The following is a 24,865-nucleotide window of genomic DNA, read 5'->3' on the forward strand; positions in this document are numbered from 1 at the left end:
CGTCAGAGTGCCTTCCCGCCCGTGGTGTGCGGGGAGAACTTGACCATGGGGACGGACAGCCCGCTCCACTCCGCCTCGCGGACGGCCTTCATCGCGAGCTTGCGCTGCTTGGGGTCCATCCGGTCGATGAACAGGATGCCGTCGAGGTGGTCGGTCTCGTGCTGGAAGCAGCGGGCCATCAGGTCGGTGCCCTCCAGCGTGACCGGCTCGCCGTACATGTCGAAACCCTTGGCGACGGCGCGGATGGCCCGCGGCGTCGGGAACGACAGGCCGGGGAAGGACAGGCAGCCCTCCTCGCCCTCCTCGTCGATGTCGGCGGACAGGTCGAGATCGGGGTTGATCAGATGGCCGAGCTGCTCGTCGACGTAGTAGGTGAACACCCGCAACCCGACGCCGATCTGCGGGGCCGCGAGCCCGGCGCCGGGGGCGTCCATCATCGTGTCGGTGAGGTCTTTGACCAGCTTGCGGAGCTCCTTGTCGAAGTCGACGACCGGTGCCGCCGCGGTGGTCAGCACCGGGTCTCCGAACAGGCGGATCGACTGGATCGCCAAAGGGTCACTCCGTTTCGTCAGTGGGTCAGCCCAGTTTAGTGTGCGCCAGCGATCGGGCCTTCATCGCGGCTTTGCGGGCTGCCTTGACCACGGCCTTGTCGTCGTGCGCGGCGGCGAGCATGTCGAGCACCGCGATCGTGTCCGGGTGGCCTACGGCGGGCATCTGGCCGACGAGCCGGATCAGGTCCTCGCCCGGTTCGGGGTCCAGCCGGCCCGCGGCGGGGCCGGACAGGTGCATGAGGGCGGCCAGCGAGTCGACCGCGATCCAGGTGTGGTCGTCGGGGCTGAGCGTGGGGGCGTCGAGGTCACGGATGTGCAGCCAGGACGCGGCGTAGCGGCGCATCAGCGGCAGCTCGAGCGCCTCGCGGACGGGGGCCTCGGCCTCGGGCCCGAGCTCCTCCAGGATGGCGCCCACGGCGCCGCGCTGCCCCGCGGTGCCCTCCGCCGCGATCTCGATGAGATCGTGCGCGGCCTGCGCGGGCGGGCGGCGCTCCAGCCAGCCGGCCACCGCGCTCTGTGTGGCGGCACCCTTGACCAGGGCCTCGACCAGCTCGGCGGCGGACAGGTCGGCGAACACCTCGACCTCGGCCGTCGTCGGCGCGTCATGCCCCTCGCGCAGCAGATCCCTGCGTACGGCCCAGACGCCGAGCGGGGTGAGCGCGGTGCGGCCGGCCGCGGTCTGCTCGACCAGGCCGCAGTAGGCCAGCAGCGCCAGCGCGTCGAGCAGCTCGGCGGGCAGCGAGGCGGCCAGTCTGCGCATCTCGATGGCGCCGGGCTCGCAGGCGACCTCGTGCGACTGCAGGATGCCCCGGGCGAGGTTGGCGATCGCGACGCCGGAACGTACGGAGTAGACCGTGGCCAGCATCTCCGCCAGGTGCTCGTCGACGACGGCCGAGCCGGTCAGGCCCTCGTCGGCGCGGTCGAGCACGTCCATGACCACGCCGTCCCAGAACTCCAGCGTCGCCTCGACCGAAAGCCGCTCGGGCAGCGGCCCTCGCGAAGCGCGCCCGCCGGCGATCTGGAGCAGCCCGGTGTTGACGGCGACGATCCAGACGAGGCGGAGCCGGGCGGCGTCGAGGCCCAGCTCGGCGGCGGCGGCGTGGGCGTCGGCCGCGACCGGCAGCCCTTCCGGGGTGACCTCGCGGGTGCCGGTCCACTTCATGAGCCGGATGGCGTCGGCGACGAGCGGCACCGTGGGCACGATTCCGGCCAGCTCGGCGTCGGGCGCCAGCAGCACAGGTGGGAACGTCAACGCCTCTTGCTCCGCCACGGGAGTCTCCTCGGGTGGCCGTGGGGGCACGGCGGACTGCTCATCGATCAGCTTACGCAGCTCGGCGAGGTCGAAGACGTTGTTTGCCACCCCACGAAACTTACTGCACACGAGTCACATGAGCGTACTCAACGGATGGCTCGGGAGCGCGCTTTGAAGGCGGCCTTGCGGGCCGCCTTGGCCACCGTACCGTCGGGCAGCGAGCGTCCGAGCAGCTCCAGCACCTCTACGACGTCGGGGTGGTCCACGCGCCACATCTCTTCGATGAGGTGGGCGGGCGGGCCGGAGGCGGCCATGTTCTCGGCGAAGATCTCGGGGGCCTCTTCGGCGGCGGGCAGCGCCAGGGCGAGCATGTCGATGCTGACCCACAGCAGCTCCTCCTGGCTGAGCTGCGGGGCGGCCAGCCCTCGGGCGGTCAGCCAGTGGATGGCGTGCGGGCGCAGCTCCTGGTCCTCCAGGCAGGCGCGTACCTCGGGCTCCGCCTCGGCGCCCAGCCGGTCGACGATGGTCACCGCGATGCCGCGCGCCACGGCGGGGGCGCCGGAGGCGGCGGCGAGCAGCTCGGCCGCCGCCGTGACCGGGCTGCGGCCGGCCAGCCACCGGCTGATGTCCTCTTCGGCCAGCTCGGTGGGCATGCCGTCGAGCAGGCCCTCGATCAGCCCGGTCGCGTCGGCCTCGGCCAGGTCACCGGCCTGCGGGGCGTCGAGGCCGAGCGCCAGGTAGTGCTCGCGCAGCCCCCACACGGCCAGCGGGGTGAGCCCGGCGGCCTCGCCCTCGACCGCGACCATGCCGCACCAGGCCAGCCGGTCGAGCACCGTGCCCAGCTCGGCGCCGCCCGCGTCCGCGACCTCCTCCAGGTAGTCGCCGATCACAGTGATGGGCACGGGCGCCCGGAGCCGGTAGAGCATGTCGAACAGGTCGTAGAGCTCCTCGTCGAGCTCGGCCGAGCCGGTGACCGTGCCGCGGGTGTCGCGTTCGACGATGTGGGCGACGATCTCGGCCCACGCCTGGAGCGGGTCGTCGCCGACGTCGCGCCGCAGCTCCTCTTCCAGATCTTGGTACGGTCCGGCGGTCCCCGCCAGGAGCGGCACGTTCGCCAGCTCGGCCACGAGCGCGTCGGGCTCCGCCAGTCGTACGGCCGGCAGCGGCGCGCACCCCGGGCAGTCGCAGGGCGCCTCCCCCAGGTCGGGCAGCTCGCCCGAGGGGATCGCGACCGACTGCTCCAGCGACTCGGGACCGATGGAGCTGAACAGGCTCTTGGCCATGCCGAAGTTGGCCGTGTCGGCGAGCGCCACGGGCATCTTCGGCTCGATGCCGGCCAGCTCCTCGCGCATCGCCGCCGCGGTCTCCTCGCCGACCGCGCCGGCCTGCTGCAGGAAATCGACGAGGGTACGGGCGGCGGCCACGGTCTCCGGCGCGCTCTCCGGCGGGGCGATGACCTTGCGAGGGTAGATGGACAGCAGCAGCTCGTCGAAGGTCGCGGGAGTGAAGTCGCCCAGCTCGTTGACGTTGAGATAGTCGCTGGCGTAGTCGCAGAGCAAGCGGATTTCGTCCGCGTCCACCACGACGCCCCGCGCGCGTCCCCAGGCACGGAGGTCGTCGATGGCCTGGTTCACCCATTCGATCGACACAGGGGCACGCTAACGGCTGGCTTACAGATGAGCGAATCGGGGAAACCGCTTAAATCAGGTCGAGCGGGTCGACACTCACCCGTACGACATCAGGTGCCTTACGGGCCGCACGCACCCCACTGGCCCCTTTGAGCGCGGCGGCCAGCGCGGCGCCGCCGCCGCGCGGGACGCGGATCATGGCGCGTTCCCTGCCCGCCTCGTCCACCGGCACGGGGCCGAGCACCTGGGCGCCGTCGGGCAGGCGCGTCTCGTCGAGCATCTGCCGGACCGCGGCGGCGCTGCCCGTGAGCGTCGCCATCCGTACGGCGGGCGGGAAGCCCAGCTCGGCGCGTTCGGCCAGCTCACGCTCGGCGTGGGTGATCGGGTCCCAGCGCAGCAGCGCCTGTACGACCGGCAGCGCGGCGTCGCCGAGCACCACCACCTCGGCGCCGGGCCGGAGCAGGGCGGCGGCGTTCGTCCAGCGGCGCAGCGCCTCCTCGGCGGCCCGCAGGTCCGGCCGGCCGAGCAGCGCCCACGCGTCCAGCAGCACGGCCGCCGCGTAGCCGCCCTCCGCCACCGGCTCGGCGCCGGGCGTGGCGACGACCAGGGCCCGGGTGGCGGGCACGGTGGCCAGCACGCCGTCGCGTCCGGAGGTGCGTACCGGGACCGAGGGGAAGGCCCGGCCCAGCTCCTCGGCGGTACGGCGGGCGCCCACGACGACCGCCCGCAGCCGGTGGCCACCGCAGTTCGGGCAGCGCCAGCCGGCGTCCACCCGGCCGCACCAGCGGCAGTAGGGGGCGGAGTGACCGCCTCGCAGGCCGAGCGGGCCATGACACGACGAGGGCCCCGCGGAACTGAGCTCACTTTCGAGTCTCAGCCCGCTCTGCTTCGTCCCGCGGCCGGCCGTCGCCGCCATGGCCAGGCCGGGTATGTCGGCATACGGCTCGCTCGCCTCGGCTCCTGGAGCCGCGCCGAGGCGGGTGGGCGGGAGCGCGCAACGGGCGGGGGCGCGGCAGTTCTGGCAGGCCAGTGCGGGCAGGTAGCCGCGCCGGGGCACCTGGACCAGCACCGGACCGGACTCCAGCCCTTGGCGCAGCGCGCGCCAGGCCAGGCTGGGCAGCCGGGCCTGGCGCGCGGCCTGGTCCTTGGCGAGTTCGGCGTCCTCTCCGGCGGGATGTACGCGGGGGGCGAGGCTTCTGATCGTGGCGCGGGCGGCGACGATCGGCCTGGCCCAGCGGCTGGCGATGAGCTGCGTGGCCTCGGCAGTACGCGTGTAACCACCGATCAGCATGGCCGCGCCCGTGCGATGGGCTCGTAGCGCGAGGACTTCGCGGGCGTGCGGGTAGGGGGCCAGCCGTTCGGCGTGAAGGTCGTCACCGTCGTCCCAGATGGCCACCAGACCGAGCGCGGCCACGGGGGCGAACACGGCGGCCCGGGTGCCCACGACCGCCCGTACCTGCCCTCTCAGGACGCGCAGCCAGCGCCGGTAGCGTTCGGCCGGGCCCAGGTCGGCGGTGAGCGCCACGTGCCGCCCGTCACCGAGCACCCGGGTGAGCTCGGCGTCGGCCAGCGCCACGTCCTTGCCGTCGGGCACCACGACGACCGCGCCCCGCCCGCCGTCGATCGTCGCGCGGACCGCCTCGGCCACCGCCCCGGCCCAGCCCTTGGCCCCCGGCAGGGCCGACCACACGGCCCGGGGCGCCCGGCCGTTGCGCAGCGCGTCGAGGAACGACGGCCCCATCGGGTAGTCGTCCCAAGCCGCGTCACCAGGCGTACCGGGAACCGGTTCGGGCGGCGCGGCGGTCGTTTCGGCGGGACTCGGGGGGGTCGCTTCCGCCCTGGCGTGGCGGGGCGGGATGGCCAGGCGCAGGACGTCGGCGAGCGTGCCCGCGTAGCGGTCGGCGACCGCCCTGGCCAGGCCCGCGATCTCCCCGGTCAGCACCCGCTCGCCCGACACGACCCGTTCGAGGGCGGTGAGCTTGCCCGCGTGCTCGCTCTCCTCGACCCGTTCGAGCACGAACCCGTCCACCAGCTGACCGGCGAACCGCACCCGCACCCGCACCCCCGGCTCGGCCGTCTCGTGCATCGTCGCCGGCACCAGGTAGTCGAACGGCCGGTCGAGGTGCGGCAGCGGATTGTCGACCGCCACCCGGGCCACCGGCCGCGAAGGAGCGGGAACCGGCGCCCCCTTACCGGGCTTGGACGGCTCCACCCTCCGCACGGCGTCGAGCGGCAGGAGGGCGTTGGAGTCGGTCACGCATTACGTCTACCAGACCCGGACCCCCCGTAACGCCCGCACGCTTGTCGGACCCAAGCCCCACGCCTGCCCGGTCCCCAGCCCCACTGCTGCTCGGTCCCCAAGCCGCGGACGGGGCTCAGCCTTGCTCGCGCTGCCGCCGCCCGATCACCCAGGCGGCGACCTGGCTCCGCCCGGAGAATCCGAGTTTGGCGAGGATGTTCTCCATGTGAGAGTCCACCGTGCGCCGGGCGACGACCAGCCGCTGCGCGATCAGCCGGTTGGTCAGCCCGGCGGCGACCAGCTCGGCGACGTCCGCCTCGCGCGGGGTGAGCGGCGCCCAGAACGGTACGGCCGGGGCAGGAGGCGTGACGCCCGGGGCGAGCGCGTCGGCGATCACCTCCTCCTCCGACATGGCCCGGCCCTCGGCGACGGCCTTGCCGTGCTGCCGGCCGAGGGTCTCGCGTAGTTCCCTGAGGTGGCTGTCGCGCTCGGCGGCGAGGATCGGCGCGCCGAGCAGGGGGCTCACCTCGTACCCCCACAACCGTTGCGCCGCGCTCAGTAACCGGGCGGCGCGGGCGGGCCGGCCCTGGTCGGCGGCGAGCCGGCCGAGGAGCTCGACGCAGAGCGCCCGCCCGAACGTCATGTGCAGCGACACCTGCGTCCGCAGTGCCGTCCTGGCCAGGGTGTCCGCCTCCGCGTACTGTCCGGCCGTCCGCCGCGCCAGGGCGAGCGCGAGCTCCGTCCAGGCGGCGGTGGCGGCGTCGCCCGCTTCCCGGCCGAGCGTGCCGGCCTTGGCGAGAACCTCCTCCGCCTCGCCGGTACGGCCGGCGAGCAGCAGGGTGAGGCCCAGTTCGACGGTGGCATCGAGCGGATGGACGCCACCGTCGGGCGGCAGGCCGTCGACGCACCGGGTCAGGTGGCGTTCGGCCGCGGTCAGGTCGCCCGCGCAGAGGCTCACCGTGCCGCGCGCCTTGGCGAGGTGGAGGGCGCCGCGCGGGCCCAGCTGGGCCGCGGGTGCCTCGGCCTCCTCCAGCGCCTTACGGGCCGCGCCCAGGTCTCCGCTGCCGGCCGCCAGGTGCGCGAGCAGGAGCAGGGCGTCGAGCCGTACCGGATCGGGGCAGGAGGTGATGGGCAGCAGGCGTTCCAGGTAGCGGCGCCCGTACCCGGCCATGCCCCCGAACGTCCACAGCCGGCCCAGCCGCAGACCCATCCGCAGCCCGCGCTCGCGGGCGGCCGGGTCGGCGGCGAAGGACTCGAGCGCGGCCCGCAGATCGGCCCACTCATCCCTGACCCGGACAATCGCCTCACCCCGGTCACGACCCACCGCTTCGGCGAGCGTGTAGTAGTGCTCGCGGTGGCGTGCCCGCAGGCGTTCCCGCTCGCCGCTGCCCGCCAGGCGAGCCGCGGCGAACTCGCGCACGCTGTCGGGCATGCGGTACGCCGCCCGCCCCTCGTCCTGCTCCCTGGTCACGATCGCCTTCTCGACCAGCACCGCCAGCATGGCGCGGAGCCGCGCGGCGGGCAGCGGACCGCCGGCGCAGACCTTCTCGGCCGCCGCCCGCTCGAACGTCCCCGCGAACACGCTCAGCCGCTCCCACAGCAGGCGCTCCTCGGGCGAGCAGAGCCCGTGGCTCCACGCGATCACGGCCCGCGTGGTCACGTCTCCGCCCCGGTGCGTACCCGCGTCCGGCGAACGTCTCCCCCAAGGGCCGCCCGTCTCCGCTGGATGGCTCCCCTGCGGCCCGCGCACGTCCGCTGAGTCGCTCCCCCGAAACCCCCGGGCGTCCGCTGAGGGCCTGAGCCGTCTGCCCGCATCTGCCACGTTCCTGGCCCGCTGCCCACCCACGTCCACGGGATATGTGGCCCGCCGCCCGTTGTCGTCCGACGCCACCGGCTGCCCGTCCGAGTCCGGGCGGCCGAGCGAGTCCGAGCGGCCGCTCGGGTCAGGGTGCCGGTCCAGGTCCGGGCGGCCGAGCGGGTCCGGGCGGCCGAGCGGGTCGCCGTACGCGTCCATCCGCGCGAGCAGCTCGTCCACGGGCGACCGGCGGACGTGGGCGGCGGCCAGCTCGATCGCCAGCGGAATGCCCTCCAGGCGGCGGCAGAGTTCGGCGACGGAGGCCGCGTTCCGCTCGGTGAGCTCGAAGCCGGGATCAACGCCGGGGTCGACGGCCGCGACCCGGTCGAGGAGGAGCGACACCGACTCGACGCGCGCCACGTCGGCGGGCGCCGACTCGCCACCTGGTACGGCCAGCGGCCGGACGATGACCGCGTGCCCGCCGGGGACGCGCAGCGCCTGCCGGCTCGTGGCCAGCACGTGCAGGCCGGGGGCGGCGCGCAGCAGCGACTGTACGAGGGCGGAGCAGGCGGCGGTCAGGTGTTCGCAGGTGTCGAGCACCAGGAGCAGGCGGCGGCGCGACAGCTGCGCGGTCAGGTCACCGGTGACGTCGAGGCTCTGGGCGATGACCTCCTCGAGGGACTCGGGGTCGGTGTGCCCGGCCAGCTCGACGAACCGGCTGCCGTCGGTGAAGGCCCGCCGCATGAACTGCGCAGCCCGTACGGCCACGCGGGTCTTGCCCACCCCGGCGATGCCGGTGACGGTGACGAGGCGGCTGCGCTGGAGCATCCGCCGGACGTCAGCGACCTCCTGACGGCGACCCACGAAGCTGGTCGCCGTGGCACGCCATGGCATGATCCATTCCCCAGTTTCCGGAAGATCCAAGGAGACCACGGTACGTCTCCACGGCCTCCCTCAGAGAACGGGCCCCCGCCCGACCGGCCGTGAACACGCAGATGCCGCACCCCGAAGCCGGGGTGCGGCATCTGACGGGAACGGTCACAGACCGGCGGCGGACCTCAGGGTCTCGGCGCGGTCGGTCGACTCCCAGGAGAAGCCCTCACGGCCGAAGTGGCCGTAAGCGGCGGTCTCCGAGTAGATCGGGCGCAGCAGGTCGAGGTCGCGGATGATCGCGGCCGGGCGCAGGTCGAACACCTGGAGCACGGCGGCCTGGATCTTCTCGACCGGCAGCTTCTCGGTGCCGAAGCACTCGACGAACAGGCCGACCGGCTGGGCCTTGCCGATGGCGTAGGCGACCTGGACCTCGCAGCGGTCGGCGAGCCCGGCGGCCACGACGTTCTTGGCGACCCAGCGCATCGCGTAGGCGGCCGAGCGGTCGACCTTGGACGGGTCCTTGCCGGAGAAGGCGCCGCCACCGTGGCGGGCCATGCCGCCGTAGGTGTCGATGATGATCTTGCGACCGGTGAGGCCGGCGTCGCCCATCGGGCCGCCGATCTCGAAGCGGCCGGTCGGGTTGACCAGCAGGCGGTAGCCCTCGATGTCGATGTCGAGGCCCGCGAGCACGGGGTCGACCACGTGCTCCTTGATGTCGGGCGTCAGCATCTCCTTGAGGTCGATCTCGGCAGCGTGCTGCGTGGAGACGACCACGGTGTCGAGACGGACCGGCTGGTCGCCGTCGTACTCGATGGTGACCTGGGTCTTGCCGTCGGGCCGCAGGTAGGGGACGGTGCCGGACTTGCGCACCTCGGACAGGCGCTGGGCCAGCCGGTGCGCGAGCGTGATCGGCAGCGGCATCAGCTCGGGCGTCTCGCGGCACGCGTAGCCGAACATCAGGCCCTGGTCGCCCGCGCCCTGGCGGTCGAGCTCGTCGATGTCGCCGTCGACCCGGTGCTCGTAGGCGTCGTCGACGCCCTGGGCGATGTCGGGCGACTGCGCCCCGATGGACACCGACACGCCACAGGAGGCGCCGTCGAAGCCCTTGTGGGAGGCGTCGTAGCCGATTTCCAGGATCTTCTCCCGGATGACGCCGGGAATGTCGACGTAGGTCTCGGTCGTGACCTCGCCTGCGACATGGACCTGGCCGGTAGTGATCATCGTCTCGACGGCGACCCGGCTCTTGGGGTCGTCCTTGAGCATGGTGTCGAGAATCGCGTCACTGATCTGGTCGGCGATCTTGTCCGGGTGGCCTTCGGTGACCGACTCGGAGGTGAACAGGCGACGTGACAACTCAGTGGCTCCTCATGCAGCGGCTGCTGACGGACGTGCGGGCTCCGGCGACTGTACACCCCGGCCAGTGCCTCGCCGAAGTCTAGCCCTACCCACGGGCATGTCGCGAAACGGGTCGTTCACAGGTCGGGCAGGGGGTCGGGGGGCAGCGTCTCCGGCGCGAAGATCTCCGCGTCGGCGGCGGCGACCACGGCGGCGTACTCCTCCTCGAACTCGAACGCCATCACGCCCAGCTCGATCACCGGCCCGGAAGCCTGCATGATCGGCCCGAGCCTGGTGTGGCGGGGGAACGTCGCGTGGACGGAGACCGGGCGGTCGCTCCGGAGCATCCGGGTGGCGAGGACGGAGATGGCCGTGTCGGTGACCACGATCAGGAAGTTGCCCGTACCCGACGGGCCCAGGGACAGCGCGGGGAATACGTAGCGGATCTCCCCCTGATCGCCGAGCAACGTTCTGCATCGATCTCTGACAGTGGAACTCACCGGCATTCCCCGCCCCCTTTTGCCCCCTTTGTCTTAAGTATCGGCAGGCGTTCGGGGATGCCGCAACAGCTTGGCGACCTGATCCCAGACGGCGTCGGCGACGTCGTCCTTGGGACCGCGGGGGATCTCCACCGGCTCGCCGCCCGCGACCAGCACGGTCGCCGCGTTGTCGGGCGTGCCGAAGGCCAGGTCGGGGCCGACCTGGTTGACGACGAGCAGGTCGCAGCCCTTACGGGCGAGCTTGGCCTGCCCGTTGGCGAGCACGTCGTCGGTCTCGGCCGCGAACCCGACGATCACCTCGGGATGACGAGCGGCGACCACCTCGGACTCCGGCCCGACGGCCGCAACCGAATCCGACCCGGCCGCCACCTCGGAGGGTGGCACTGCGGCCACCTCGGGAGGCGATCCTGCGGCGCGTCGGCGTTCGCCCAGTTCGGCCAGGATGTCGGGATTTTTCACCAGATAGAGGGGCTCGGGGTCGCCCTCGGTCTTCTTGATCTTGGAGTCCTGCCGCGCGGCGGGCCGGAAGTCGGCCACGGCCGCCGCCATCACCACCACGTCGGCGGCGGCCGAGGCGGTCAGCACCGCCTCGCGCAGTTCGGCCGCCGACTCCACCCGCACCACGGCGGCTCCGGCCGGATCGGGCAGGGACACGTTGGCGGCCACCAGCGTCACCTGGGCCCCGCGGGCGACGGCCGTGCGGGCCAGGGCGTACCCCTGCAGCCCGGAGGACCGGTTGCCCAGGTAGCGGACCGGATCGATGGCTTCACGCGTACCGCCGGCCGAGACGACGACCCGCCGCCCGGTCAGGTCGCGCGGGCGGCCGGCCAGTACGCGCAGGCAGATCTGGAAGATCTCGGCGGGATCGGGCAGCCGCCCGGGCCCGGTGTCGGCGCCGGTGAGGCGCCCGACCGCGGGATCGATCACCACGGAGCCCCGCTCGCGCAGCGTCGAGACGTTGGCCCGGGTGGCGGGGTGCTGCCACATCTCGGTGTGCATCGCGGGCGCGAACACCACCGGGCAGCGCGCGGTCAGCAGCGTGTTGGTGAGCAGGTCGCCGGCCAGGCCGTGAGCGGCCTTGGCGAGCACGTCGGCGGTCGCGGGCGCCACCACGACGAGGTCGGCCCGCTGGCCGATCCGTACGTGGGGCACCTCGTGAACGTCTTCCCACACATCGGTCGTCACCGGGTTGCCGGACAGCGCCGCCCAGGTGGGCTCGCCCACGAACCGCAGGGCGTCGCGGGTCGGAACCACCCGCACCTCGTGCCCGGACTCGGTGAACAGGCGCAACAGCTCACACGCCTTGTACGCGGCGATGCCCCCGCTGACGCCCAGGACGACCCTCTTCATTTAGCGGGTCAGACCGCGCCTTCGATGGGCTCGGCGTTGAGCAGGCCCTCGGCCACCTCACGCAGCGCGATGGACAGCGGCTTCTCCTGCGCGTGCGTCTCGACCAGCGGCCCGACGTATTCGAGCAGGCCCTCGCCGAGCTGGGAGTAGTAGGCGTTGATCTGGCGGGCGCGCTTGGCACCCATGATCACCAGGGAATACTTGCTGTCGACGATGTCGAGCAGCGCGTCGATCGGCGGGTTGGTGATGCCCTCTGCGACCGGGGCAATTCCTGCCACGATTGTCAGACCTCTCGGTTGGTGGTTTTGATGACCCCCTGAGGGTCAGTCATCAAGGCTATCAGCCGGCGGCACACCTCTTTGACACTTGTGTTCACCAGCGTGAGGTCGAATTCCTTCTCGGCCGCCATCTCGACGTGGCCGGCCTCAAGGCGGCGGGCGATGACGTCCTCCGGCTCGGTGCCGCGGCCGCGCAGCCGCTTCTCCAGCTCCTCCCAGGAGGGCGGGGCCAGGAACACCAGCAGGGCCTCCGGCATGCTCTGCCGGACCTGCCTGGCGCCTTCGAGGTCGATCTCGAGCAGCGTGGGCATGCCCGCGGCGAGCCGGTCGAGCACCGGGGCGCGCGGCGTGCCGTACCTGTTGCCCGCGAACTCCGCCCACTCGAGCAGCTCCCCCGACTCCACGAGCCGGTCGAACTCCTCGTCGTCGGCGAAGAAGTAGTGGAGCCCGTGCACCTCACCGGGCCGGGGCTTCCTGGTTGTCACCGAGACCGACAGCCACACCTCGGGGTGTGCCCGCCGAATCTCGGCGACGACCGTTGACTTACCGACGCCCGACGGTCCGGACAGGACCGTCAGGCGCCGCTCGCTCGAGGGGAGGAAGTCGCCGACCCTCGTTCCAGATCCGACTGCCTCATGGGCCCAAACACTGCCGGACCTGGACCTGTCGGTCACTTCCTACCCCCCGTTGAACCTGCGCTTTCGTGTGGAACCGAGATTAGCTCTCGTTGCCACCGAACTCGCGCTCGAGGGATGCCCTCTGGTTCGCACCGAGACCCCGCACGCGGCGGGACTCGGCGATGGCAAGCCGCTCCATGAGCTGCTTGGCGCGGACTTTGCCCACGCCTGGGAGCGATTCCAACAAGGCCGACACCTTCATCTTGCCGATGACGTCGTCGGTCTGCCCATCCTTGAGCACCTCAGCCAGAGAAACCGCGCCATGCTTGAGCCGGTTCTTGACCTCGGCACGCTCTTTACGGGCCTTGGCAGCCTTTTGCAGGGCTGCGGCGCGCTGCTCAGGGGTCAGGGGAGGAAGAGCCACGCCGGGTCACCTCGAATTTCTGTCGATGTACTCGGACGGGAAGGGAAACTAGCTGGTCATCGCCCCCTAAGCAACGTCAATGGCGGTTTCTCTCCTCACAAAATCCACTTCATCACTCTCCGTGTATGTAAAACTACAGAGTGCTGATCAAATCGCCCCCACTTCCCGCTTCTTCCTTACACACAGGAAGCGCCGTGGGGGTACGATGATGATCACCCACCCGTCAGGGAGTGGTGTCCGAAACGTGCGCGGGTTTACGTCCGAAACCCCGCCCGAGGTGGGCATCCGTATGCCCTGCGGGGGTGTCCTCACGATCGTGTACGGTCGCCGTGGGACGCCGTTCTGGGGTCGGCGTCCCTCCGGGGAGGCGCTCACCGTGCGTACACGGCCACCCGCCGTACGTGTGCCCACGGGAGCGGTCCCACCACGGCCGGGTGACAACGGCTGTGCTCCCGGCACATCCGCCCGCCACACAGGGGCCCGACCGACCGGTCCGCCGTACGGTGGGCCGAGCCGTGCCTGGCTTTACCGCTGCACACCGATGCCACGTCACGATGGGCCACGCACGAAGGCCCATCAGGAACACGGAACGACCCTTGGGAGCGCGAACCCCCTCAGAAGGGGGTCGTGCGCCGCAAAGAGGATGCGATGGCGGCGGCCGTGGCGCCCGGGTCCGGGGAGGCGGTGATCGGGCGGCCGATGACCAGGAGGTCGGCGCCGTCCGCCAATGCCTGCTCCGGCGTCGCCACCCGCGCCTGGTCCTGGCTGTCCGCCCCGGCCGGGCGTACGCCGGGTGTGATGAGGGTGATCTCCGGCCCGACCTCCGAGCGCAGGTCGACGACCTCGTGCGGCGAGCACACCAGGGCCGTGGCGCCCGACTCGACCGACAGGACGGCCAGGCGGCGGACCGCGTCCGAGGCGGGGCCGGCGAGTCCGATGCGGCTCAGGTCGGCCTCCGAGAGCGACGTCAGCACCGTGACCGCCGCGATCTGGGTGTCCGGGGCCGCCTCGACGGCCGCGCGGATCATCGCGGGGCCGCCGGCCGCGTGGACCGTGAGGATGGCCGGGCGCAGCCGGGCGACCGCCCTGGCCGCCGCCGCGACCGTGTTGGGGATGTCGTGCAGCTTGAGGTCCAGGAAGACCTGTACGCCGCTCGCGCCCCGGATCGAGGCGATCACGTCGGGGCCGTAGCGCAGATAGAGCTCCAGCCCGATCTTCACCGTGGTGACGTGCGGGGTCACCAGGGCGGCCCACCTGGCGGCGGTCTCCAGGTCGGGGGCGTCGAGGGCGACGGCGATGGGTGCGGGCGTCAAAGGGAGCTCTCCTCGGAGTCGACGAGCAGGTGCCGGGGGGCGCTCCCCGGCGGACGGTGGGCCAGGCCGACCGCGTCGGCCAGCCGCTGGAAGCCGCGTGCCCGCAGCAGGTCCTCAAGCTCTCGCTCGATGCGCAGGCACGCGTAGGGGTCGTGGAACAGCGCCGTCCCCACCCCGACCGCGCAGGCGCCCGCCAGGATGAGCTGGAAGGCGTCCCTGCCGGTCGTCACGCCGCCGACGCCGATCAGCGGCACCCCGGGCAGGGCGGCGTGCACCTGCCACACGCACCGTACGGCAAGAGGCAGGATGGCCGGTCCCGACAGCCCGCCGGTCACGGCCGCGAGCGAGGGCCGCAGCGCCTCGGTGTCGATGGCCATCCCGAGCGGGTTGTTGATCATGGACAGCGCGTCGGCTCCGGCGTCCACGCAGGCGCGGGCGACCGCCACGATGTCGGCCACGTCGGGCGCCAGCTTGGCGACCACCGGGACGTCGTACCGCATGATGGAGCGCACCGACGCGATCACCTCGGCGGCGGCGCTGCCCTCGCGGGCGAAGACCCGGCCGCGGTCCTCGATGTTCGGGCAGGACAGGTTCACCTCCAGGGCGGTGACGCCGGGCGCGTCGGCCAGTCTGCGGGCCAGCGCCGAGTACTCGGCCACGGTGCCGCCGCCGATCGAGACGATGGTCCTGATGCCGCGCTGGGCCAGCCAGGGCAGCTCGCGTTCGAGGAAGGCGTCGATGCCGGGGCCCTGGAGGCCGACGGCGTTGAGCATGCCCGAGGGGGTCTCGGCCATCCGGGGGGTGGGGCGGCCGGCGCGGGGGGCCATGGTGATCGAGCTGGTGGTCAGGGCGCCCAGGCGGTGGAGGTCGAAGAACTGGGCCAGCTCGCGGCCCGAGGCGGCGCAGCCGGCGGCGGTGGTGATGGGGTTGGCGAGCTCCACATGCGCCAGAAATGTCCGCATATCTACCGACACGTCAGCCCACCCGCCGCAGAGAAACCGCAGACAACGCAGAGAAACAGCCACCAGATCGCGCGGGACGCAGACGCCGTGGAGAAGCGGAACGCAGGCGCCGCAGAGGAGCGGGACCCGGGCGCCGCAGAGAGACAGCCGCCAGATCGCGCAGGACGCGGCAGAAAAAGCGCGGGCAGTCAGTGTCAGCCCGCATGGCGCGCACCGCCCTGGCCCCCGGGCGCCCCCAGCGCGTCGAACGGGATCGTCCCCACATCCTCGAACCGCACCCGCTCCCCCCGGAACACCGGCCCCTCGGCGCAGGCCCGCACCATCCGGGTCACGCCGTCGTCGCCGATGACCGGCAGCACGCACGTCATGCAGACCCCGATCCCGCAGGCCATCGCCTCTTCCACCGCCACCTGCACCGGGATGTCGAACTCCATCGCCACCGCCGTGACCGCCCGCAGTGTCTCCATGGGCGCGCACGCGTAGACCACGTCGGCCCGCGTGTCGGCGATCACCGCGGGCAGCGCGTCGGTCACCCGGCCGCGCAGCCCGAGCGAGCCGTCCTCGGTGGTGAGTGTGGTGGTCTGGGCCATCCGCCTGGCCCGCATGGCGCCGAACACCCGGTCCGCGCTGGCGCCGCCCAGCACGAAGTCGACGCGGCAGCCGCGTTCGATGAGCTGGTCGGCCACCGGGAACAGCACCGCGGAGCCGTACTCGGAACCGACCAGCACGCAGTGGACCGGGTCGCGCGGCAGCGGGAAGGGCCGGCCGAGCGGCCCGACGAGGTCGATCGTGTCACGCGCCCTGCGCTCGGCCAGCCACGCGGTGCCGGGGCCGCGCACGGTGAAGACGAGCTCCACCGTGCCGCCGTAGTCGGGCTTGACGTCGTGGATGGAGAAGGCCCGCCGCGTCACCATGGACGTGTGGGCCCCGCCGACGGCGACGGACACGAAGTGGCCGGGCCGGTAGCGCTCGGCGATGCCGGGCGCCACCACGGTGAGGGCATGGTAGGCGTCGACCCGGCGCGTCGTCAGCACCGTGCCCGTCACCTGCACCGGAGTGCCGGCCAGTCCTCTTCACCTCCCGCGGGAGCCTGCCGTCGATCGAGCCCTACGCCCCTGCCGCCCGCAGCGCCCGCCCGTGCTCTTGGAGGGACCGTACGCCGACGTCGCCCCGCACGATGGCCTGGATGCCCGCGGCCGCGGCGGCGAGGCCGGCGACCGTGGTGATGCACGGGATGCCGCGCAGCACGGCGGCGGTGCGGATGTCGTAGCCGTCGAGCCGCGGGCCCGACTGGCCCGGACTGCCGAACGGCGTGTTGACGATCAGGTCGATCTCGCCGTCGAGGATGTACTGGACACTCGTGGGCTCACCTCCGGCTCCGGGCCCCTCGCTCTGCTTTCGCACGATCTTGGCATGGACACCGTTGCGGCGCAGCACCTCAGCGGTCCCCTCGGTGGCCAGGATCTCGAACCCGAGGTCGGCGAGAGCCCGTACCGGGAAGATCATCGCACGCTTGTCCCGGTTGGCCACGGACACGAAGGCCCGGCCCTTGATGGGCAGTTCCCCGTACGCGGCCGCCTGCGACTTGGCGAAGGCGACGCCGAAGGACTCGTCGATGCCCATGACCTCGCCCGTGGAGCGCATCTCGGGCCCGAGCACGATGTCGACGCCGCGGAAGCGGTTGAACGGCAGCACCGCCTCCTTCACCGCGATCGGCGCCTCCAGCGGCAGAGTGCCGCCGTCTCCCGTGGCGGGCAGCATGCCCTCCTCGCGCAGCGAGGCGATCGAGGCGCCCAGCATCACGCGGGCCGCCGCCTTGGCCAGCGGCACCGCCGTGGCCTTGGAGACGAACGGCACGGTACGGCTGGCGCGCGGGTTGGCCTCCAGGACGTACAGGACGCCGGCCGACATGGCGTACTGGACGTTCAGCAGCCCGCGGACCCCGACGCCGCGGGCGATGCCCTCGGTGGCGGCGCGGATGCGCTTGATGTCGTTGCTGCCGAGCGTGATCGGCGGCAGCGCGCACGCCGAGTCGCCGGAGTGGATCCCGGCCTCCTCGATGTGCTCCATGACGCCGCCCAGGTAGAGCTCCTCGCCGTCGAACAGGGCATCCACGTCGATCTCGATGGCCTCGTCGAGGAACTTGTCGACCAGCACCGGATGGCCGCCCTCCTGGGCCGCCATGTAGGTGGTCAGCGTCGCGTCGTCGTAGACGATGGCCATGCCGGCCCCGCCGAGCACGTACGAGGGCCGGACGAGCACGGGGTAGCCGATCTCCTCGGCCACGGTCAGCGCCTCGGCGACGGTCGTCGCGGTGCCGTGCTTGGGCGCGGGCAGCTGCGCCTCGGCGAGCACCCGGCCGAACGCGCCGCGCTCCTCGGCCAGGTGGATCGACTCGGGCGAGGTGCCGACCACGGGCACGCCCGCGTCCTTGAGCGCCTGCGCCAGGCCGAGCGGCGTCTGCCCGCCGAGCTGCACGATCACGCCCGCGACCGGGCCCGTCTGCTGCTCGGCGTGTACGACCTCCAGCACGTCCTCCAGCGTGAGCGGCTCGAAGTAGAGCCGGTCGGAGGTGTCGTAGTCGGTCGAGACCGTCTCCGGGTTGCAGTTGACCATGACGGTTTCGAACCCGGCCCGCGACAGCTCGAAGGAGGCGTGCACGCAGGCGTAGTCGAACTCGATGCCCTGCCCGATGCGGTTGGGCCCGGAGCCGAGGATGATGACCTTCTCCCGCTCGCCGTACGGGACCTCGCTCTCCTCGTCGTAGGCCGAGTAGAGGTAGGGGGTCTTGGCGGCGAACTCGGCGGCGCAGGTGTCGACCGTGTTGTAGACCGGCCGCAGGCCGAGCGCGTGGCGCAGGTCGCGTACGCGGGCCTCGTCGATGCCGCGGATCTCGCCGATCTGCGCGTCGCTGAAGCCGTGGCGCTTGGCCCGCTCCAGCACCTCGGCGGTCAGCTCGGTGGCCTCGCCGAGGGTCCGCGCCTCCTCGTCCAGCAGGAAAAGCTGGTCGAGGAACCAGGGGTCGATGTGGGTGGCCTCGAAGAGCTCCTCGGCGGTGGCGCCGGCCCGGATGGCCTGCTGCACGGTGCGCAGCCGGCCGTCGTGCGGGACGCGGGACTCGTCGATGAGCTCGGCCTTCGGCCGCTGGGGGCCGGCCCAGGTGAAGGAGGAGTCCTTCTTCTCCAGCGAGCGCAGCGCCTTCTGCAGCGCCTCGGGGAAGGAGCGGCCGATGGCCATGGCCTCGCCCACCGACTTCATGTGGGTGGTGAGTGTCTGGTCGGCGCCCCTGAACTTCTCGAAGGCGAACCGCGGCACCTTGACCACGATGTAGTCGAGCGTGGGCTCGAAGGAGGCCGGGGTCTCCTTGGTGATGTCGTTGGGGATCTCGTCGAGGGTGTAGCCGATGGCCAGCTTGGCGGCGATCTTGGCGATCGGGAAGCCGGTGGCCTTCGAGGCCAGTGCGCTCGATCGGGACACGCGCGGGTTCATCTCGATGACGATCATGCGGCCGGTCGCCGGGTTGACCGCGAACTGGATGTTGCAGCCGCCGGTGTCGACGCCGACCTCGCGGATGACCGCGATCGCGACGTCGCGCATGTTCTGGTATTCGCGGTCGGTCAGCGTCAGCGCGGGCGCGACGGTGACGCTGTCGCCGGTGTGGACGCCCATCGGGTCGATGTTCTCGATGGAGCAGACGATGACCACGTTGTCATGCTTGTCGCGCATGACCTCGAGCTCGTACTCCTTCCAGCCGAGGATCGACTCCTCCAGGAGCACCTCGGTGGTCGGCGAGGCGTCCAGCCCGGCGCCGGCGATGCGCCGCAGGTCCGACTCGTCGTAGGCGAACCCGGACCCGACGCCGCCCATCGTGAAGGAGGGCCGCACGACCAGCGGGTAGCCGAGCTCGGTGGCGGCGGCCAGGCACTCGTCCATCGTGTGACAGACGACCGAGTTGGCCGACTCCGCGTTCAGGCCGTGCTCGCGGGCGACCTTGGCGACGATCTCCTTGAACCGCTCGCGGTTCTCCCCCGCCTGGATCGCGTCGAAGTCGGCGCCGATCAGCTCGACGTCGTAGCGCTCCAGCGCGCCCGACTCGTGCAGCGCGACGGCGGTGTTGAGGGCGGTCTGGCCGCCCAGGGTCGGCAGGAGCGCGTCGGGGCGCTCCTTGGCGATGATCTTCTCGACGTACTCGGGGGTGATCGGCTCGACGTAGGTGGCGTCGGCGAACTCGGGGTCGGTCATGATCGTCGCCGGGTTGCTGTTGACGAGGATCACGCGGAACCCCTCGTCGCGCAGCACGCGGCAGGCCTGGGTGCCGGAGTAGTCGAACTCGCACGCCTGCCCGATCACGATCGGCCCCGAGCCGATCACCAGGACGGACCTGATGTCATCACGCTTGGGCACGGTTCATGACCTCACAGAACTCGTCGAAAAGGTAGGCGGCGTCGTGGGGGCCGGCGGCGGCCTCCGGGTGGTACTGCACGCTGAAGGCACGCCCGTCGAGCAGGCGCAGCCCTTCCACGCAGCGGTCGTTGAGGTTGACGTGGCTGACCTCGGCCCGGCCGTAGGGGGTGTCGAACGGCTCGCCGAGCGGCGCCTCGACCGCGAAGCCGTGGTTGTGGGCGGAGATCTCTACCTTGCCGGTCCGTACGTCCTGGACCGGCTGGTTCACCCCCCGGTGGCCGTAGCGCAGCTTGTACGTGGACAGGCCCAGGGCCCGGCCGAACAGCTGGTTGCCGAAGCAGATCCCGAAGAACGGCACCTTCGCCTCCAGCACCCCGCGCAGCGCGGAGACGTCCGCGGTGGCCGGGTCGCCGGGGCCGTTGGAGAAGAACACCCCGTCCGGGCCCACCGCCATGATCTCCTCAAAGGTGGCGGTGGCCGGCAGCACGTGCACCTCGCAGCCGCGCTCGGCCATCCGGTGCGGGGTCATGCCCTTGATGCCCAGGTCCACGGCCGCGACCGTGAACCGCTTCTGGCCGATGGCCGGCACGACGTACGGCTCGGCCGTGGCCACCTCGGCGGCCAGGTTCGCGCCTTCCATGACCGGCACCCGCCGTACGCGCTTGACGAGCTCATCGACCGGCGCGGTCGGATCGGTGAAGATCCCGGCGCGCATGGCGCCGCGCTCGCGCAGGTGGCGGGTGAGCGCGCGGGTGCCCGGCATGGCGATGCCGACGACGCCCTGTTCCTTGAGGTAGTCCTCCAGCGAGCGGTTGGCCCGCCAGTTGGAGACCACGCGGGACGGCTCGCGTACGACGTAGCCGGCGACCCAGACGCGGCCCGACTCGGGGTCCTCGTCGTTGACGCCGGTGTTGCCGATGTGGGGGGCCGTCATCGCGACGATCTGCCGGTGGTAGGACGGGTCGGTGAGGGTCTCCTGGTAGCCGGTCATGCCGGTGTTGAAGACCATCTCGCCGAACGTCTCGCCCGCGGCGCCATACGGGGTTCCGTGGAAGACGCGACCGTCTTCCAGAACGAGCAGCGCAGAAGTCACACCAGCTTCCCTTCAAGTACTGTCGGCTTGCCGCGCAGGAAGGTCGCCACGACCCGGCCGGGGAGCGTCATGCCCTCGTACGGCGTGTTGCGGCTCTTCGACGCGAAGGCGGACGGATCCACCTCTGTACGGACGGACGGGTCGTACAACGTGAGGTTGGCCGGTACGCCCACCTCGATCGGTTGCCCGTGCCCCGAAAGGCGGCCGATACGCGCGGGCACGATCGACATGCGCTCGGCGACGCCGGCCCAGTCGAGCAGCCCGGTGTCGACCATGGCCTCCTGCACCACGCTGAGCGCGGTCTCCAGGCCGACCATGCCCATGGCCGCGGCCGACCACTCGGTCTCTTTGTCCTCGACCGGGTGGGGCGCGTGGTCGGTGGCGACGATGTCGATCGTGCCGTCGGCCAGCGCGGCGCGCAGCGCCTCGACGTCGGCGCGGGTGCGCAGCGGCGGGTTGACCTTGTAGATGGGGTTGTAGGCGCCGACCGGCGAGTCCTCGACGAGGTCGTCGGTGAGCAGCAGGTGGTGCGGGGTGACCTCGGCGGTGATGTTCCAGCCCTTGGACTTGGCCCAGCGCAGGATCTCCACCGAGCCGGCCGTGGAGACGTGGCAGACGTGCAGCCGGGAGCCGACGTGCGCGGCCAGCAGGCAGTCGCGGGCGATGATCGCCTCCTCGGCGACCGCCGGCCAGCCGGTCAGGCCGAGCCGGCCGGAGACGACGCCCTCGTTCATCTGGGCGCCGCCGGTCAGCCTGGGCTCCTGGGCGTGCTGGGCGATCACGCCGTCGAACGCCTTGACGTACTCCAGGGCGCGGCGCATCAGCACGGCGTCGTCGACGCACCTGCCGTCGTCGGAGAAGACGCGGACCCGGGCGGCGGAGTCGGCCATCGCGCCGAGCTCGGCCAGCTGCCTGCCCTCCAGGCCGACGGTGACCGCGCCGACCGGCTGGACGTCGCAGTGGGCGAACTCCCGGCCCAGCCGCCAGACCTGCTCGACCACGCCGGCGGTGTCGGCGACGGGCGAGGTGTTGGCCATGGCGTGCACGGCGGTGTAGCCGCCGCGGGCGGCCGACTGGGTGCCGGTCTGCACGGTCTCGGCGTCCTCGCGGCCGGGCTCGCGCAGGTGGGTGTGCAGGTCGACGAGGCCGGGCAGCACGATCGCGCCGCCGCCGTCGATCGCCGCCTCCCCGTCGATCCGCGGGGCGATCTCGGCGATCACCCCGTCCTCGACGCGGATGTCGACGGGCTCGCCACCGACGATCCGTACGTTGCGAATGATCACGAAGTCTCTCCCCCGAGCAGCAGGTAAAGGACGGCCATGCGGATGGTCACACCGTTGGCGACCTGCTCGACGATGGTCGAGCGCGGCGAGTCGGCCACCTCGGCGGCGATCTCCATGCCCCGGTTCATCGGCCCGGGGTGCATCACGATGGCCTCGTCGGGCATCTTGGCGAAGCGGTCGCGGTCGAGGCCGTAGCGGCGGGAGTATTCGCGCTCGCTCGGGAAGTAGGCGGCGTTCATCCGCTCCTTCTGCACCCGCAGCATCATCACCACGTCGGACTTGGGCAGCACCGCGTCGAGGTCGTAGGAGACCGCGCACGGCCAGGTGTCGACCGAGACCGGCAGCAGCGTGGGCGGCGCCACCAGTGTGACGTCGGCGCCGAGCGTGGCCAGGAGCAGCACGTTGGAGCGGGCGACCCGGCTGTGCAGGACGTCGCCGACGATCGTGACCTTGCGGCCCTCCAGGCCGCCCAGGCGGCGGCGCATGGAGAAGGCGTCGAGCAGCGCCTGCGTGGGGTGCTCGTGGGTGCCGTCGCCGGCGTTGACGACGCTGCCGTGCACCCAGTTGGCCAGGCGGTGCGGCGCGCCGGAGGCGCCGTGGCGGATGACGACCGCGTCGGCGCCCATCGCCTCCAGCGTCAGCGCCGTGTCCTTCAGCGACTCGCCCTTGGAGACGCTGGAGCCCTTGGCGGAGAAGTTGATGACGTCGGCGGACAGCCGCTTGGCGGCCGCCTCGAAGGAGATGCGGGTCCGGGTGGAGTCCTCGAAGAACAGGTTGACCACCGTACGGCCGCGCAAGGTCGGCAGCTTCTTGATGGAACGTTCCGAGACCCTCGCCAGCTCCTCGGCCGTGTCGAGGATGAGCAGGGCGTCGTCCTTGCCGAGGTCGCCCGCGGAGATGAGATGGCGGTTCACTTGGCCTCCTCCTTCATCAGCAGCACGGCGTCGCGCCCGTCGGTCTCCTGCAGGTAGACCTTCACCTTCTCGCTCTTGGCGGTCGGCAGGTTCTTGCCGACGTAGTCGGCGCGGATGGGCAGCTCGCGATGGCCGCGGTCGACCAGCGTGGCCAGCTGTACGGCGGTCGGGCGGCCGAGGTCGTTGAGCGCGTCGAGCGCCGCGCGGACGGTGCGGCCGGAGTACAGGACGTCGTCCACCAGCACCACGATCCTGCCGTCGATGCCGTCGGGCGGCAGCTCGGTGTGGCCGAGCGGCCGGGCGGGCCGGAGCCGGAGATCGTCGCGGTACATCGTGATGTCGACCGAGCCGACGGGGATCTTGACGCCTTCGAAGCGCTCGATGCGGTCACCGAGCCGGCGGGCCAGAGTGACGCCGCGGGTCGGGATGCCGAGGAGGACGACACCGTCGGCGCCCTTGGTTCGTTCGAGGATCTCGTGCGCGATACGAGTCAGCGCCCGGTGGATGTCCGGGCCCTCCAGAACAGCCCTCGACAAGGGTGTCAGGTCGGACGTTGGGGATTCGGACACGGCAGAGCTCACCACCTTTCCCGCCTCACGGGACGGGTCTTAAAAGGGTGTTGGTCGTGACACACAGTACCAGGGGCTACCAGCCAGAACTCTTGCCACCTACTCCCCATGGCCGCCCACGGTTGGGTAATTTCCCCGCCCTTTCCGTGTCGGAACCGTCCACGCGGGGCACGTGACGGGCATCGCGGGCGGTGCCAGCGCGTTGACGTCCGCCTGCTTCGAGGGGATACAGGGACAATGACCTTCCATGTCGACTCCGAGGTGGGCAAGCTCTACCAGGTGCTGCTGCACAAGCCTGACCTGGCGCTCAAGCGGCTCACCCCGACCAACAAGGACGCGTTCCTCTTCGACGACGTGCTGTGGGTGCAGCGCGCGATGGAGGAGCACGAGGAGTTCCAGCAGGTGCTGCGGGAGCGCGGCGTCAAGGTCCACATGCTGGCGGACCTGCTCAGAGAGACGATCGAGATCCCCGAAGCGCGTAAGCACATCCTCGACGGGATCCTCGACGAGCGCTTCATGGGCCCCCTGGCCGTCGACGACATCCGCAACACCCTTGACTCCATGGACTCCAAGACCCTGCAGATGTACCTGACGGGGGGCATCACCAAACGCGAGATGGTCGAGGCGGGCTGTGACCCCAAGTCGATGTCCTACCACGCGGCCGGTGACGACGACTTCATCCTGCCGCCGCTGCCGAACCACCTGTTCACCCGCGACACCTCCTGCTGGGTGTACGACGGCGTCTCGATCAACGCGATGAAGAAGAAGGCGCGCATGCGCGAGACGGTGAACATGGAGGCCGTCTACGAGTTCCACCCGACCTTCGCCGACGGGTTCGGCCGGCCGCAGAAGGGCGGTTACAACGTGTGGCTGCCCGGCCAGTCGGTCGCCCCGGCCACGCTGGAGGGCGGCGACGTGCTGGTCCTCGGGCGCGGCGTGGTGCTGATCGGGATGAGCGAGCGCACCCAGCCGCAGGCCATCGAGATGCTCGCGCAGCGGCTGTTCCAGGCCGGCTCCGCGCGGAAGATCATCGCGCTGAACATGCCGAAGGCCCGCGCGTTCATGCACCTCGACACCGTGATGACGATGGTGGACGTGGGCGTGTTCACCAAGTACGCGGGGCTGGGCATGCTGCCCTCGTACACGATCGAGCCGGGCGACACCGAGAAAGAGCTCAAGGTCACCGACCACCCGCCGGAGGACATGCACCGCGCCATGGCGCGGGCCCTGGACCTGGACGACATCAAGGTCCTCATCCCGACGCAGGACGTCTACGCCGCCGAGCGGGAGCAGTGGGACGACGGCTGCAACGCGCTGGCCATCGAACCGGGCGTGGTCGTCGCCTACGAACGCAACACCACGACGAACAACTTCCTGCGCGGCCACGGCATCGAGGTCATCACCATCCGGGGCAGCGAGCTCGGCAGGGGGCGCGGCGGGCCGCGCTGCATGAGCTGCCCGCTCGAGCGGGACGGCTTCTGAGCG

At 71.7% G+C, this 24,865-nt stretch carries 20 protein-coding genes; 1 reads left to right on the forward strand and 19 read right to left on the reverse strand.

Annotation, left to right across the window (positions count from 1 at the left end):
* Nucleotides 1-2: 2 nt before the first annotated feature.
* The 19 genes from def to pyrR all read right to left on the reverse strand — a co-directional run bounded on the left by def (nt 3) and on the right by pyrR (nt 23,380).
* Nucleotides 3-551: a peptide deformylase gene (gene def / locus AB0B64_RS29470; RefSeq protein ID WP_357945280.1), complete on the reverse strand. Its 549-nt coding sequence runs from the start codon at nt 549-551 to the stop codon at nt 3-5.
* A gap of 25 nt (nt 552-576) precedes the next feature.
* Nucleotides 577-1,911 carry a hypothetical protein gene (locus tag AB0B64_RS29475; protein ID WP_357945277.1) on the reverse strand — a complete coding sequence of 445 codons (1,335 nt, stop codon included), beginning with the start codon at nt 1,909-1,911 and terminating at the stop codon, nt 577-579.
* A 38-nt stretch (nt 1,912-1,949) separates the two neighbouring features.
* Nucleotides 1,950-3,452 carry a hypothetical protein gene (locus AB0B64_RS29480; RefSeq protein ID WP_358181151.1) on the reverse strand — a complete coding sequence of 501 codons (1,503 nt, stop codon included), beginning with the start codon at nt 3,450-3,452 and terminating at the stop codon, nt 1,950-1,952.
* A gap of 49 nt (nt 3,453-3,501) precedes the next feature.
* A complete protein-coding gene (locus tag AB0B64_RS29485; RefSeq protein WP_358181154.1) occupies nt 3,502-5,688 on the reverse strand; it encodes a primosomal protein N' in 2,187 nt (728 codons plus the stop codon).
* A gap of 118 nt (nt 5,689-5,806) precedes the next feature.
* Nucleotides 5,807-8,359 carry a LuxR C-terminal-related transcriptional regulator gene (locus tag AB0B64_RS29490; protein ID WP_358181157.1) on the reverse strand — a complete coding sequence of 851 codons (2,553 nt, stop codon included), beginning with the start codon at nt 8,357-8,359 and terminating at the stop codon, nt 5,807-5,809.
* Nucleotides 8,360-8,503: 144 nt separating this feature from the next.
* Nucleotides 8,504-9,691 carry a methionine adenosyltransferase gene (metK, locus tag AB0B64_RS29495; protein WP_219532887.1) on the reverse strand — a complete coding sequence of 396 codons (1,188 nt, stop codon included), beginning with the start codon at nt 9,689-9,691 and terminating at the stop codon, nt 8,504-8,506.
* A 119-nt stretch (nt 9,692-9,810) separates the two neighbouring features.
* Nucleotides 9,811-10,140 carry a hypothetical protein gene (locus AB0B64_RS29500; RefSeq protein ID WP_357945266.1) on the reverse strand — a complete coding sequence of 110 codons (330 nt, stop codon included), beginning with the start codon at nt 10,138-10,140 and terminating at the stop codon, nt 9,811-9,813.
* A gap of 66 nt (nt 10,141-10,206) precedes the next feature.
* A complete protein-coding gene (coaBC, locus tag AB0B64_RS29505) occupies nt 10,207-11,523 on the reverse strand; it encodes a bifunctional phosphopantothenoylcysteine decarboxylase/phosphopantothenate--cysteine ligase CoaBC (protein ID WP_357945263.1) in 1,317 nt (438 codons plus the stop codon).
* An 8-nt stretch (nt 11,524-11,531) separates the two neighbouring features.
* A complete protein-coding gene (rpoZ, locus tag AB0B64_RS29510) occupies nt 11,532-11,801 on the reverse strand; it encodes a DNA-directed RNA polymerase subunit omega (protein WP_214637710.1) in 270 nt (89 codons plus the stop codon).
* Between the two features lie 5 nt (nt 11,802-11,806).
* A complete protein-coding gene (gene gmk, locus AB0B64_RS29515; protein WP_357946341.1) occupies nt 11,807-12,379 on the reverse strand; it encodes a guanylate kinase in 573 nt (190 codons plus the stop codon).
* A 139-nt stretch (nt 12,380-12,518) separates the two neighbouring features.
* Entirely contained in the window at nt 12,519-12,842 is a 324-nt protein-coding gene (gene mihF, locus AB0B64_RS29520; protein ID WP_214637712.1) for an integration host factor, actinobacterial type, read from the reverse strand.
* A gap of 614 nt (nt 12,843-13,456) precedes the next feature.
* The gene (gene pyrF / locus AB0B64_RS29525) at nt 13,457-14,155 is read right to left on the reverse strand and encodes an orotidine-5'-phosphate decarboxylase (RefSeq protein WP_357945259.1); all 699 of its coding nucleotides are present in this window, start codon (nt 14,153-14,155) and stop codon (nt 13,457-13,459) included.
* Nucleotides 14,152-15,117 carry a dihydroorotate dehydrogenase gene (locus AB0B64_RS29530; RefSeq protein ID WP_357639719.1) on the reverse strand — a complete coding sequence of 322 codons (966 nt, stop codon included), beginning with the start codon at nt 15,115-15,117 and terminating at the stop codon, nt 14,152-14,154. The genes pyrF and AB0B64_RS29530 overlap by 4 nt, the downstream gene beginning before the upstream one ends.
* A gap of 194 nt (nt 15,118-15,311) precedes the next feature.
* A complete protein-coding gene (locus AB0B64_RS29535) occupies nt 15,312-16,169 on the reverse strand; it encodes a dihydroorotate dehydrogenase electron transfer subunit (RefSeq protein WP_225298671.1) in 858 nt (285 codons plus the stop codon).
* 55 nt (nt 16,170-16,224) lie between these two features.
* Nucleotides 16,225-19,521 carry a carbamoyl-phosphate synthase large subunit gene (gene carB / locus AB0B64_RS29540; RefSeq protein WP_357945256.1) on the reverse strand — a complete coding sequence of 1,099 codons (3,297 nt, stop codon included), beginning with the start codon at nt 19,519-19,521 and terminating at the stop codon, nt 16,225-16,227.
* Complete coding sequence (gene carA, locus AB0B64_RS29545; RefSeq protein ID WP_358181160.1) at nt 19,508-20,614, reverse strand: glutamine-hydrolyzing carbamoyl-phosphate synthase small subunit; 1,107 nt, start codon at nt 20,612-20,614, stop codon at nt 19,508-19,510. The genes carB and carA overlap by 14 nt, the downstream gene beginning before the upstream one ends.
* Nucleotides 20,611-21,897, reverse strand: a complete 1,287-nt coding sequence (locus AB0B64_RS29550; RefSeq protein ID WP_358181163.1) for a dihydroorotase — start codon at nt 21,895-21,897, stop codon at nt 20,611-20,613. The genes carA and AB0B64_RS29550 overlap by 4 nt, the downstream gene beginning before the upstream one ends.
* Nucleotides 21,894-22,811, reverse strand: coding sequence for an aspartate carbamoyltransferase catalytic subunit (locus tag AB0B64_RS29555; RefSeq protein ID WP_358181166.1), 918 nt, complete (start codon nt 22,809-22,811; stop codon nt 21,894-21,896). The genes AB0B64_RS29550 and AB0B64_RS29555 overlap by 4 nt, the downstream gene beginning before the upstream one ends.
* The gene (pyrR, locus tag AB0B64_RS29560; protein WP_357945245.1) at nt 22,808-23,380 is read right to left on the reverse strand and encodes a bifunctional pyr operon transcriptional regulator/uracil phosphoribosyltransferase PyrR; all 573 of its coding nucleotides are present in this window, start codon (nt 23,378-23,380) and stop codon (nt 22,808-22,810) included. The genes AB0B64_RS29555 and pyrR overlap by 4 nt, the downstream gene beginning before the upstream one ends.
* A gap of 237 nt (nt 23,381-23,617) precedes the next feature.
* Here pyrR and AB0B64_RS29565 point away from each other — a divergent pair, with 237 nt between their 5' ends.
* Nucleotides 23,618-24,862, forward strand: coding sequence for an arginine deiminase (locus tag AB0B64_RS29565; RefSeq protein WP_357945243.1), 1,245 nt, complete (start codon nt 23,618-23,620; stop codon nt 24,860-24,862).
* The last annotated feature ends 3 nt before the right edge of the window (nt 24,863-24,865 follow it).

This window comes from Nonomuraea sp. NPDC049129, from assembly GCF_040648495.1.
GTDB lineage: Bacteria > Actinomycetota > Actinomycetes > Streptosporangiales > Streptosporangiaceae > Nonomuraea.

What these genes read in the sequence shown, in the direction of transcription:
- AB0B64_RS29530 (WP_357639719.1), bottom strand. Translation starts at nt 15,117, where the DNA reads ATGCGGACATTTCTGGCGCATGTGGAGCTCGCCAACCCCATCACCACC.
- coaBC (WP_357945263.1), bottom strand. Translation starts at nt 11,523, where the DNA reads ATGAAGAGGGTCGTCCTGGGCGTCAGCGGGGGCATCGCCGCGTACAAG.
- AB0B64_RS29565 (WP_357945243.1), top strand. Translation starts at nt 23,618, where the DNA reads ATGACCTTCCATGTCGACTCCGAGGTGGGCAAGCTCTACCAGGTGCTG.
- AB0B64_RS29490 (WP_358181157.1), bottom strand. Translation starts at nt 8,359, where the DNA reads ATGCCATGGCGTGCCACGGCGACCAGCTTCGTGGGTCGCCGTCAGGAG.